The organism is Lactobacillus leichmannii (genome assembly GCF_024701915.1).
GTDB classification, from domain to species: Bacteria; Bacillota; Bacilli; order Lactobacillales; family Lactobacillaceae; genus Lactobacillus; species Lactobacillus delbrueckii.
On record NZ_QOCY01000044.1, the window covers coordinates 239,102 to 251,217 of the forward strand.

A 12,116-nucleotide genomic window follows, 5' to 3' on the forward strand; every position below is an offset into this window, starting at 1 on the left:
GAGGAATTTAAAGCAATGAATTTACCAAATAAACTGACTGTTTTCCGAATCTTTTTGATTCCTGTCTTCATGATCCTGCTGATTGCCCAATGGCCAGCCGGCTCATTCACCCTGGCAGGGACTGAAATTCTGTGGAGCCGGGTGGTGGCCATGATCGTCTTTGCCGTTGCTTCCGCAACCGACTGGTTTGACGGTCACATCGCTCGCTCCCGGGGACTGGTAACCAACTTTGGTAAGTTTGCTGACCCGCTGGCGGACAAGATGCTGACCATGACGGCCTTCATCTTCATGGTTGCATTGAATCTGGCTCCAGCCTGGGTGGTAGCCATCATCGTCTGCCGGGAACTGGCTGTGACCGGCCTGCGCCTGATCGTGGTCGAAAACAACGGCAAGGTCATGGCGGCTGCCATGCCTGGCAAGATCAAGACCACCTGCCAGATGCTGTCAATCATCTTCCTGCTCTTTGGCGACATCTTCCACCTGGGCACCATCCTGCTCTACCTGGCTCTGATCTTCACGATCTACTCCGGCTACGACTACTTCCATTCTTCATGGGATGTCTTCAAGGGTTCAATGTAAGCATTTAGAAAATCACTATTCTTTAAAAATGAGTATCAGCAAGGTACTCATTTTTTATTTTTTAAGTCAGATTGGGGAAAAAAGGGCTTTTTTCTTGTACTAGTAAGTGGAGAGGAAACAATTTGAACGTTAGTTCGGATTTTTCTTGCTTTTTACCAGGCCTTCAAAGTATAATGTTTATTAGTAAGTTTCCAGGAGGGAAAAAATTGGCTAAAGATGAAAAACAAGCGGCTCTTGAAGCGGCTTTAAAGAAAATTGAAAAGAACTTCGGTAAAGGCGCGGTCATGCGGATGGGCGAGAAGGTCGACACCCAGATCTCGACTGTTCCGTCAGGCTCACTGGCCCTGGACGCGGCCTTGGGCGTGGGAGGCTACCCGCGGGGCCGGATCGTGGAAATCTACGGGCCGGAATCTTCCGGTAAGACGACCGTTGCCCTGCACGCCGTAGCTGAAGTGCAGAAGCGGGGCGGCACGGCGGCCTACATCGACGCGGAAAACGCCATGGACCCGGCTTACGCTGAAGCCTTGGGCGTGGACATCGACCAATTGATCCTGTCTCAGCCAAACACTGGGGAAGAAGGGCTGCAAATCGCGGACACCTTGATCTCCAGCGGGGCCATCGACATCGTCGTGGTCGACTCCGTTGCCGCCCTGGTGCCGCGGGCCGAAATCGAAGGTGAAATGGGTGACTCCCACGTCGGTCTCCAGGCCCGCCTGATGAGCCAGGCCTTGCGCAAGCTCTCCGGGACGATTGCCAAGACCAAGACCATTGCCATCTTCATCAACCAGATCCGGGAAAAGGTCGGCGTCATGTTTGGTAATCCCGAAACCACCCCAGGTGGTCGGGCGCTGAAGTTCTACTCAACCATCCGGCTGGAAGTCCGCCGGGCGGAACAGATCAAGCAGTCCACCAACGTTATCGGTAACCGGGTCAAGATCAAAGTGGTCAAGAACAAGGTTGCTCCGCCATTTAAGGTAGCTGAAGTCGACATCATGTACGGGCAGGGGATCTCCCAGTCCGGCGAACTGCTGGACATGGCTGCTGACCAGGACATCGTCGACAAGGCCGGGGCCTGGTACTCCTACCACGGTGAAAAGATCGGCCAGGGCCGGGAAAACGCCAAGCAGTACCTGGAGGAACACCCGGACGTTTCCGAGGACATCCAGACCCAGGTCCGCAAGGCTTACGGAATCGATGCTGAATCTCTGGAAGAAAAGGAAAATCCGGAGAAGGTCAAGGAACAGCGGGCTAAGAAGGCAGCTCCTGGCGAAGAGAAGCCAGCAGAGCCGCCAAGTCCGGAAAAGACTGATAAGTAGGTAGTTTTTGGCCAATAAAAAGATTGCCAGCAGAGGCCTGGCAATCTTTTTTGTTTCCGCAAATGCAGCTAAGGAATTGACTTGACCAAAAATGTAACATATGATTAGTAATGTGTGAATAATTCTAAATACAAAGGCGACGTAACTCATGATGAATAATACTATATTTCTTCTCGCAACAGTCGCTGTAATTTTTCTTATTTCACTTGTCGTGGGATGCCTGATTGGTTATGCCATCCGGAAGAATGCCTGGGAAACCAAGGCGGAAAACGCCCGGCAGAGCGCGGAGGCAATTTTGGCCAAGGCGAAAGCCGAAGTCGAAGCAGCCAAGGCTGAGGTCCAGGCGCAGAAGCAGGCCGCTGAAGCCGTTAAGCGGGATGCTGAAACGGAGAAGAAGGCCAAGATCCTGGAAGCCCAGGAAGAAATCAGGGATTACCGGCAGAAGGTTGAAGACGAGCTGAACAGGCGCCGCGCAGAAGCGGCCCGCAAGGAAAACCGCCTTCAGCAGAAAGAAGATGCCCTGGATCACCGCAGCAGCCTGCTCGATGACCGGGAGAAACAACTCACACAAAGGAAAGACCAAATCAAAAAGCAGGAAGAAAAAGCCGCTGGTTTGCTGGAAGAAGCGCACGGGCTGGTCGAGAAGCAGAATGACAAGCTGCTGGAAATCTCCCACTTAGACGAAGAAGAGGCCAAGAAGATTGTCCTGGCCCAGGTCTCCGACCACCTGACCAAGGAGAAGGCGGAGCTGATTCGGGCTAACGAGGAAGAAATCAGTGCCAGAGCCGACCGCTTTGCCCACCAAATCATCGTGGATGCCATCCAGAGCAGCGCGGCGGATACGGTCGCGGAAACGACCGTGTCAGTCGTGGACCTGCCAAACGATGACATGAAGGGGCGGATCATCGGCCGCGAAGGCCGGAACATCCGCTCTTTTGAAGCCATGACTGGGGTAGACTTGATCATTGACGATACGCCAAAGACGGTCACCTTGAGCGGTTTTGACTCCATCAGACGGGAAGTTGCCAAGCGGGCCCTGCAGAAACTGATCAAGGACGGGCGGATTCATCCGGCCCGGATCGAAGAGATGGTTGACAAGGCGCGCAAGGAAGTCAACGACGATATTTACGAGGCTGGTGAAAGTGCCTTGATGGAACTGGGCATCCACCGGATGAACCCGGAACTGGTCAAGATTCTGGGCCGGCTGAAGTACCGGACTTCCTATGGCCAGAACGTGCTGGCGCACTCGATTGAAGTCGGGAAGCTGGCCGGGACCATGGCAGCTGAACTTGGTTTGGATGAAAAATTAGCGGTTCGCGCGGGATTATTACACGATATTGGCAAGGCAATCGACCATGATATCGAAGGCTCCCACGTAGAAATCGGTGTTGAATTGACCCGGAAATACCATGAACCGGACCTGGTGGTCAACGCGATCGCTGCCCACCACGGTGACGTGCCAAAGCTCTCCTTCATCGCTGACCTGGTCGTGGCGGCGGATACGATTTCTTCCGCCCGGCCTGGGGCAAGAAGCGAAAGCTTGGAGAACTACATCCGCCGTTTGACGGAACTGGAAGACATTGCTGGCAGCTATGACGGCGTCAAGCAGGCATATGCCATCCAGGCCGGCCGGGAAGTCCGCGTAATGGTTGAGCCAGGCAAGATCTCAGATGATGAGACCACGGTTTTGGCCCACGAAATCCGGGACAGGGTCGAGAAAGAACTCGATTACCCGGGCAATATCAAGATCACCGTAATACGGGAGAAACGTGCCGTGGCAGTTGCCAAATAAAGCAGAAAGTCCAGATTGAATTCTGGACTTTTTTGTTAGCATTTGGCAAATCGCCTTAAAGCCCGGTATAATTAACTCAACTAGACTCAGAAAGCAGAATTTCATGTTTAAGATTATCGTTGACCTTTTTTTACTGGTGATCATCCAAGTAGCGATCACGCCTTTCATCCGGCGCCTGGCCTTTGTCCTGGGGGCGGTGGACAATCCTAACGCCCGCCGGGTCAACAAGAAACCCATGCCGACTATCGGGGGACTGGGGATTTTCGTGACTTACAATATCGGGACCTTCATCTTGCTCAGAGAGCAGTTTCCGACCCACGAGCTCTTTGCCCTTTTGCTGGCGTCCAGCGTGATCGTCTTGACCGGGATGATCGATGATATTTTAGAACTCAAGCCCGGGCAAAAAATGGGCGGGATCTTCATCGCGGCCATGATTACCTACTTTTTGGCCGAAATCCGGATGACCGAGCTGAATATTCCTTTTACCGGCCAGACCATCAATTTGCCCTGGTATCTCAGCCTGCCGATTACCATCTTCTGGATCCTGGCCTTGACCAACGCGGTCAACTTGATTGACGGCTTAGACGGCCTGGCGGCCGGTGTGTCCTGCATCTCGCTTTTGACCATGGGGATTGTCGGCTACTTCTTCTTGCGTAACCAGGGCCTGTACGTACCGATCGCCTGCCTTATGCTGGCGGCCTGCCTCCTGGGCTTTTTGCCTTACAACTTCAACCCGGCCAAGATCTTTTTAGGGGACACCGGGGCCCTCTACCTGGGCTTCATGATCTCGGTTTTAGCCTTAAAGGGCTTGAAGAACGTGACCTTTATTTCTTTGCTGGTACCGGTGATCATCTTGGGAGTGCCGATCTCTGATACGGTCTATGCCATGATCCGCCGCAAGCTGAACAAGAAGCCGATTTCCCAAGCGGACAAGCACCACCTCCACCACCAGCTGATGAACTTGGGCCTGACCCAAAGACAGACGGTACTGCTGATTTACGCCCTGTCCTTGATCTTCTCCTTCGTGTCCATGCTTTTCCTCTTGTCGCCGATCTGGGCCATGGCCCTCTTGCTGGTCGGCCTCTTGATCGCCGTTGAGCTCTTCGTGGAATCGATCGGCCTTTTAGGGGAAAAATACAAGCCCCTCAGCCACTTGATTAACCGCCTGGTTTTACATAGCACTCACACTAAGGAGCCGGACGTTGAAGTCTGGCATCAGGGCGAGGCCAAGCCCCGGAAGTGGCAGGAGCGGTCCAAGGGGGGGCACAAGCCTGCTGAGAAAAATAGCGGTAAAAAACAATAAAGCTGAACAGACAAAAGAAAATGACCAAGCAGAAATGCTTGGTCATTTTTGGTTAGAATCTTTTTTCTCCGCTTTTAACGGGAATTTCGTTATAGCGCTGGTCCCCCTTGATCAGGTTGGGTTCACCGTTTAAGAGCTCGGTTAGATCGCTGATAAAGGGGTCAATCTGGTCCAGGTCCAGGTAGATGGAAATGGTGATGTTTACGCCATATTCAGTGCCGGCAACGAAGACCTCTTTTTCCTTAAGGAAGTGGTCGACCTTGTCATAGCGGTTGTAGGGGATCGTAAAAATCAATTCCTGCTGCTTAACCCGCTTGACGATGCCGATGGCTTCAGCTGCCTCGCTGACGCTGGAAGAGTATGCCCGGATGAGGCCGCCGGCCCCTAATTTGATTCCGCCGAAATACCGGGTCACGACGACGGCGACATTCTTCAGGCCCATTAATTGCAGGGTCTTTAATTCCGGCACCCCGGCCGTACCGGCTGGTTCGCCGTTGTCGCTGCTTTTGACCCGGTCGTCATTAATGCCCAAGGTGTAGGCATAGGTGTTGTGGGTGGCGTCATGGTACTTTTTGCTGGTCGCGGCAATAAAGTCCCGGGCCTCTTCCTCATCCTGGACCCGGGCAAGAGTCGCGATGAAGCGGCTCTTCTTGATGACCAGCTCATGCTGGCCGTTTTCTTTGATTGTTAAAAAATCTGCTTCTTTTGACAAAAAATCATCCCTTTTTGGTGTATTAGTTAGTGGAGGCAAAAAAATGACAGAAGAAAAAGAATCTCTGACCGGCCGCCAATGGCTGGTTGACAAAGTGGATAATAGCATAAAAGAGGGGCAGACGGCAATTCCCGCCATCGAAAATGGCATCTGCCAGCGCTGCGGCAGCTCATGCTGGGCCCGCCTGCCGTCGGGCTTTTTGTATTGCCGTGCTTGCGTGGGCCTGGGCCGGCTGGATGAGGGCAAGCTTTTGGTCCGCCAGGCGGCTGGCAGTCATTACCCGCCCAGGGCGGGGATGACCTGGACAGGGCAGCTGCAAGAGCGGCAGGAGGGTGTGAGCCGCTTCTTATTGGAGAAATTTGCCGCTAAAGAGGACTGCCTGGTTGAGGCCGTGACCGGGGCGGGTAAGACGGAGATGATTTTCCCCTTATTGGCTGAGGCTTTCAGCCGCGGCTGCCGGGTAGCCATTGCCACGCCCAGAATCGACGTGGTCAATGAGCTTTACCCCCGCCTAGTAGCAGCCTTCGGGGAGGTGGAGATCGGCAAGTACCATGGCCGGGAGGAAAAGGAAGCGGCCAATGAGCAGCTGGTCATCTGTACGACCCACCAGCTGCTGAAGTACTACCAGGCCTTTGGCCTTTTGATCATCGATGAGATCGACTCCTTTCCATATGCCGGCAATCCCCAGTTGCATTTTGCCGCGGGCAATGCTGTTAAAAAAACGGGCAGCCGGGTCTTTTTGACGGCCACCCCGCCTGAGGACCTGCTAAAAGCGGCCAGGCAGGGGAAACTGGCCATCGTTAGGCTCAACCGCCGCTTTCACGGCTATACCTTGCCTGTGCCCCGGCTGGACCTGTACGTCAAGCCTTTTTTGACCAAGGGCCGCCTGCATCCGAAATTAGCCCGGCGGATCAAAATGGCGGCTAAAAGCGGCCACCCCCTCCTGGTCTTTTTGCCCAGAATTGCCCAGATGCCCCAGTATTTTGCCGCTGTCAAAAGGCTCCTGCCCGACTTGCGCCTGGCAACCGTCTATGCCCAGGACCCGGACCAGCTGGAGAAGGTGGAAAAATTCCGCAAAGGCGACCTGGACCTGCTTTTGACGACCACAATCTTGGAGCGGGGGGTGACCTTTAAGCATGTCTGGGTGATCATCGTGGCCGCTGATGATGAGATTTATTCCGCTGCCAGCCTGGTCCAGATTGCCGGCCGGGTGGGCAGAGACAAGCAGGATCCGGACGGGCTGGTGCTTTTTGGCTACCGGCGCTACAGCCGGCAGATCAGAAGCGCGGTCAAGCAGATCAAGGAGATGAACCGGGGATGAGTCTTTGCCTTTTTTGCGACCAGCCTTTTACCGGAGATTTGGACATGAGGCGCCTGCTTTTGCCGGGCAAAAGCAAGACTTCCTGCCTGTGTCCATCCTGCCGCCAGCAGTTTGCGCAGATCGGCCCCGCCTTTTGCCCCCAGTGCGGCCGCCAGCAGGATAGCGGGGAAATCTGCCAGGACTGCCAGAAGTGGCGGCGGATCTACCAGGGGAATTTTTTGCACAACCAGGCCGTCTACTGCTACAACCAGGCCTTTCATGACCTGATGGTCCGCTACAAGCGCTATGGGGACTACTTGCTCTGCCAAGTTTTGCAGGAATTGGCCGCCCCTGCTGTTCAAAAATTAGCGGCCGACTACTACGTCCCGGTCCCGACTTCACCTGAGCACCGGAAAAAGCGGGGCTATGACACGGTCTGGGAAATTTTTACCCCTCTTTTGCCCTTAACGCCTCTTTTAGCCAAGAAGGCTGGAGCTGGGGCCCAGGGGGAAAAGGGAAAAAAAGCCAGGATGCAGGCTAAGCAAAATTTCTTTTTAAATCCGGAATTTAGGGGTACAATAACAGGTAAGATCATCCTTTTGGATGACATTTACACCACAGGCCGAACACTTTACCATGCGCGCGACGCGATTGAAACGGCTTTTCCTAAATGCCAGGTCGAAAGTTTTTCAATTAGTCGCTAAATATTTTCACAAAGCGCTTTCAAATTTGGTATAATATGAGTGTAAAGAAACCGCGCAAGCGTGAAAGGAGATAATTATTATGTTAAAGTACAATGTTCGTGGCGAAAATATTGAAGTCACTGAAGCTTTGAGAGATTATGTTGAAAAGCGCTTGACCAAGTTGGAAAAGTACTTTGATCTGAGCCAGGACGTAATCGCTCATGTAAATCTGAAGGTATACCGTGACCACTCAGCTAAGGTTGAAGTAACCATTCCGCTTCCATACCTGGTTTTGAGAGCTGAAGAAACTACGGATGACATGTACCGCAGCATTGACTTTGTTTCCGAAAAGCTTGAACGCCAAATCAGAAAGTACAAGACCCGCGTCAACCGCAAGAGCCGTGAAAAGGGCGTTGAAGAATTCTTCATCCCTGAAGAAGCTCCGGTTGAAGAGGAGAAGGAAGAAAAGGCTCCAATGTTCAAGATTGTCCGCAACAAGCGGGTTAGCTTGAAGCCAATGGACCCAGAAGAAGCCATCTTGCAAATGGACATGCTGGAACACGACTTCTTCGTCTTCCAAGACGCTGAAACCAACGGCACCAGCGTGGTTTATCGCCGCAACGACGGCAGCTACGGCTTGATTGAAACTAACGAATAGTTTCGCCGCTTATCCAACTGAATACTAAGGCTGCAAGCCAAGCAGGGCACGATAATTATTGTGCCCTGCTTATTTTTGTAGATTATTTTAATTTTTGGCATTTACATGTTAAAATTATTCTGTGATTTTAGACTAAATATCAGAATTAAGGACGATTAGATGGCAAACATTTTAAAGAAGTTATACAACGCTGATAAAAGAGAACTTAAACGTTTTGAAAAAATTGCTGACCAAGTAGAGTCATACGCTGACCAAATGGCCGCTCTCTCTGACGAAGAATTGCAGGCCAAGACGCCGGAATTCCGGAGCCGGATTGAAAAGGGCGAAAGCTTAGACGACCTGCTGCCGGAAGCCTTTGCCGTATCCCGGGAAGCTTCCAAGCGGGTTCTGGGCCTGTACCCATTCCACGTGCAGATCCTCGGCGGGATTGCCCTGCACCGGGGCAACATTGCCGAAATGATGACCGGGGAAGGTAAGACCTTGACGGCCACCATGCCGGTTTACCTCAACGCTTTGTCTGGCAAGGGCGTGCACGTTGTTACTGTCAACGAATACCTGTCCAGACGTGACGAAACTGAAATGGGCCAGCTCTACCGCTGGCTGGGCTTGACGGTCGGCTTGAACGTCAGCACCATGTCCCCGGAAGAAAAGCGGGAAGCTTACGCCTGCGACGTAACTTACTCAACCAACTCTGAACTGGGCTTTGACTACCTCCGGGACAACATGGTTGTCTACAAGGAACAAATGGTGCAGCGGCCGCTTAACTACGCCATCATCGACGAAGTTGACTCCATCTTGATCGACGAAGCGCGGACGCCTTTGATCATTTCCGGTGAAGCTGAGCAAGCCAACGCTGACTACATCCGGGCTGACCGCTTTGTCAAGAAGCTGGTGGAAGACAAGAGCGACAATGACGCCGATGACGATGAAGACCACGGCGATTACAAGATCGACTGGCCAACCAAGACTATTTCCTTGACCAGAACCGGGATCCAGAAGGCCTGCGACCACTTTGGCCTCAAGAACCTTTATGACGTTGAAAACCAGAAGCTGGTTCACCACATCGACCAAGCCTTGCGGGCCAACTACATCATGCTCAAGGACATCGACTACGTTGTCCAAGACGGTGAAGTCCTGATCGTTGACTCCTTTACCGGCCGTGTTATGGAAGGCCGCCGCTACTCAGACGGCCTGCACCAGGCCATCGAAGCCAAGGAAGGGGTCAAGATCCAGGAAGAATCCCAGACCCAGGCCACGATTACTTACCAGAACTACTTCAGAATGTACCAGAAGCTGTCCGGGATGACCGGTACGGCCAAGACTGAAGAAGAAGAATTCCGTGAAATCTACAACATGGAAGTCATCACCATCCCGACCAACCGGCCAGTCATCAGACAAGACATGCCAGACCTGCTCTACCCGACCCTGGACTCCAAGTTCAAGGCCGTGGTTGACGAAATCAAGGAGCGGCACGCCAAGGGCCAGCCAATCCTGGTCGGCACGGTGTCCATTGAATCTTCTGAACGCTTGAGCCACATGCTGGACAAGGAACACATCCCGCACGCTGTCTTGAACGCCAAGAACCACGCCAAGGAAGCAGCCATCATCATGAATGCCGGCCAAAGAGGGGCAGTTACGATTGCCACCAACATGGCCGGGCGTGGGACTGACATCAAGCTGGGGCCTGGCGTCAAGGAACTGGGCGGTTTGGCTGTAATCGGGACTGAAAGACACGAATCCCGCCGTATCGACAACCAGCTGCGGGGCCGGTCCGGCCGGCAGGGTGACCCGGGTTACACCCGCTTCTACCTGTCCTTGGAAGACGACTTGCTGAAGCGCTTCGGGGGCGACCGGGTCAAGGACTTCCTTGACCGCCTGTCCGACAATGACGACGACAAGGTCATCGAAAGCCGCCTGATCACCCGCCAGGTTGAATCAGCCCAGAAGCGGGTTGAAGGGAACAACTACGACATCCGGAAGCAGACCCTGCAATACGACGACGTTATGCGGATCCAGCGTGAAATCATCTACAAGGAACGGATGCAGGTTATCGATGAGCAGCAGTCCTTGAAGAGTGTCTTGATGCCGATGATCCACCGGACTATCGACCACCAAGTGGATATGTTCACCCAAGGCGACCGGTCGACTTGGCGCCTGGACTCCTTGCGCGACTTTATCGTTTCCAGCCTGGCCAGTGAAGAATACGTTAATTCAGAAATCGACTTCAAGACCTTCACGCCAGATGCCCTTAAGCAGCAGCTTTACCAGCTGGTTGAAGACAACTACCAGGAAAAGGAAGCTGCCCTGGCTGATCCGGAACAAATGCTGGAATTTGAAAAGGTGGTTATCCTCCGCGTGGTTGACGAGCACTGGACCAACCACATTGACGCCATGGACCAATTGCGGCAGTCAATCGGCCTGCGGGGCTACGGCCAGCTGAACCCGCTGGTTGAATACCAGGACTCCGGCTACAACATGTTTGAAGAAATGATCAGCGACATCGAGTTTGACGTGACTCGCCTCTTCATGAAGGCGCAGATCAGAAACAACTTGAGTCGGTAATAAATCAGCAAAGAGGGGGCGGGAGCCTCCTCTTTTGGTTATAATTGTAGTAAACAAAAAGAGTATTTTTAGCAAAGGAAAAAGACAATGGAAATCAATGAAATTCAAAATGCTTTAGACGAGTTGCGGACCCGGCTTAACCACTTCAGGGGGTCTCTTTGACTTCGATAATATCAGCGAAAGCATTGAAATCAACGAAGCCAAGATGGCGGAACCGGGCTTTTGGGACAATCAGGAAAAGGCCCAGAAATTGATTAGTGAGACCAACCTGCTCAAGGAAAAGCGGGACTCCTTCCTGGCTCTGGAAAAAGACCTGACCGATGAAGAAACGGCCCTGGAATTGCTGCGCCTGGAAGCAGACGCGGACCTGCAAAAGGACACCGAAGACCAGCTGGCCAAGCTGCAGGAAGAGTTCCACCAGTATGAATTGAACCTGCTCTTGTCGGGCGAGTATGATGACCATAACGCCTTGATGGAAATCCACCCGGGGGCCGGCGGCACTGAAGCCATGGACTGGGGGAACATGCTGCTCCGGATGTACCAGCGCTATTGCGACTCCCGTGGCCTTAAGTTTGAAGTCAACAACTTTGAACCAGGTGATGAAGCCGGCTTAAAGAGCGTCAGCGTCCGGATTTCCGGCAAGAATGCCTACGGGCTGCTGAAGTCTGAACACGGCGTTCACCGCCTGGTCCGGATTTCGCCTTTTGACTCAGCCAAAAGACGGCACACTTCTTTTGCCTCGGTTGAAGTTATCCCCGAAGTCGATGACTCCATTGAAATCGATATTGACCCTAAGGACCTCAGAATTGACGTCTACCGGTCATCCGGGGCGGGCGGCCAGCACATTAACAAGACTTCCAGTGCCGTCCGGATTACTCACATCCCAACCGGGATCGTGACGACTTCCCAGGCCCAGCGGTCCCAGTTCCAGAACCGGGACACGGCCATGAATGAAATGCGGGCCAAGCTTTTCCACCTGGAAGAAGAGAAGAAGCGCAAGGAAAAGGCGGCCTTGAAGGGTGAGCAATTGGACATTGCCTGGGGCTCGCAGATCCGGTCTTACGTCTTCCACCCATACAGCATGGTCAAAGACCACCGGACCGGCTATGAAACCGCCGATGTGGGCGGGGTGATGGACGGGAAGCTGGATCCCTTCATCTACGCCTACCTGCAGTGGCGTTTGAGCCAGGAAAATCCAGAATAAGAGGAAA

The 12,116-nt window shown here is 53.1% G+C and carries 10 protein-coding genes; 9 read left to right on the forward strand and 1 reads right to left on the reverse strand.

Annotation, left to right across the window (positions count from 1 at the left end):
* The first annotated feature begins 15 nt into the window (after positions 1–15).
* The 4 genes from pgsA to DS743_RS06420 all read left to right on the forward strand — a co-directional run bounded on the left by pgsA (position 16) and on the right by DS743_RS06420 (position 4,990).
* Positions 16–579 (forward strand): CDP-diacylglycerol--glycerol-3-phosphate 3-phosphatidyltransferase, encoded by a 564-nt coding sequence (gene pgsA, locus DS743_RS06405; protein ID WP_002877019.1) that lies wholly within the window; start codon positions 16–18, stop codon positions 577–579.
* Between the two features lie 206 nt (positions 580–785).
* Positions 786–1,895 carry a recombinase RecA gene (gene recA / locus DS743_RS06410; protein ID WP_035183653.1) on the forward strand — a complete coding sequence of 370 codons (1,110 nt, stop codon included), beginning with the start codon at positions 786–788 and terminating at the stop codon, positions 1,893–1,895.
* A gap of 148 nt (positions 1,896–2,043) precedes the next feature.
* Positions 2,044–3,687, forward strand: coding sequence for a ribonuclease Y (rny, locus tag DS743_RS06415; RefSeq protein ID WP_003617251.1), 1,644 nt, complete (start codon positions 2,044–2,046; stop codon positions 3,685–3,687).
* Positions 3,688–3,790: 103 nt separating this feature from the next.
* Positions 3,791–4,990: a glycosyltransferase family 4 protein gene (locus DS743_RS06420; RefSeq protein WP_035183648.1), complete on the forward strand. Its 1,200-nt coding sequence runs from the start codon at positions 3,791–3,793 to the stop codon at positions 4,988–4,990.
* A gap of 52 nt (positions 4,991–5,042) precedes the next feature.
* Here DS743_RS06420 and DS743_RS06425 read toward each other — a convergent pair whose 3' ends face one another.
* Positions 5,043–5,702 carry a YigZ family protein gene (locus DS743_RS06425; protein WP_035183647.1) on the reverse strand — a complete coding sequence of 220 codons (660 nt, stop codon included), beginning with the start codon at positions 5,700–5,702 and terminating at the stop codon, positions 5,043–5,045.
* A gap of 43 nt (positions 5,703–5,745) precedes the next feature.
* Here DS743_RS06425 and DS743_RS06430 point away from each other — a divergent pair, with 43 nt between their 5' ends.
* From DS743_RS06430 to prfB, 5 genes are all read left to right on the forward strand, one after another.
* Positions 5,746–7,023, forward strand: coding sequence for a DEAD/DEAH box helicase (locus DS743_RS06430; RefSeq protein WP_072544229.1), 1,278 nt, complete (start codon positions 5,746–5,748; stop codon positions 7,021–7,023).
* The gene (locus tag DS743_RS06435) at positions 7,020–7,706 is read left to right on the forward strand and encodes a ComFC family protein (protein ID WP_003617260.1); all 687 of its coding nucleotides are present in this window, start codon (positions 7,020–7,022) and stop codon (positions 7,704–7,706) included. Before DS743_RS06430 ends, DS743_RS06435 begins: the two co-directional genes overlap by 4 nt.
* Before the next feature lie 79 nt (positions 7,707–7,785).
* The gene (gene hpf / locus DS743_RS06440; protein WP_002879957.1) at positions 7,786–8,343 is read left to right on the forward strand and encodes a ribosome hibernation-promoting factor, HPF/YfiA family; all 558 of its coding nucleotides are present in this window, start codon (positions 7,786–7,788) and stop codon (positions 8,341–8,343) included.
* 159 nt (positions 8,344–8,502) lie between these two features.
* Entirely contained in the window at positions 8,503–10,905 is a 2,403-nt protein-coding gene (secA, locus tag DS743_RS06445) for a preprotein translocase subunit SecA (protein ID WP_002879958.1), read from the forward strand.
* Between the two features lie 87 nt (positions 10,906–10,992).
* Positions 10,993–12,109, forward strand: a protein-coding gene (prfB, locus tag DS743_RS06450; protein ID WP_120490266.1) for a peptide chain release factor 2 whose coding sequence is annotated in 2 segments (ribosomal slippage) — positions 10,993–11,064 and positions 11,066–12,109 — 1,116 coding nt in all. Because the reading frame shifts where the segments join, the coding sequence is not laid out codon by codon here.
* Positions 12,110–12,116: the final 7 nt, after the last annotated feature.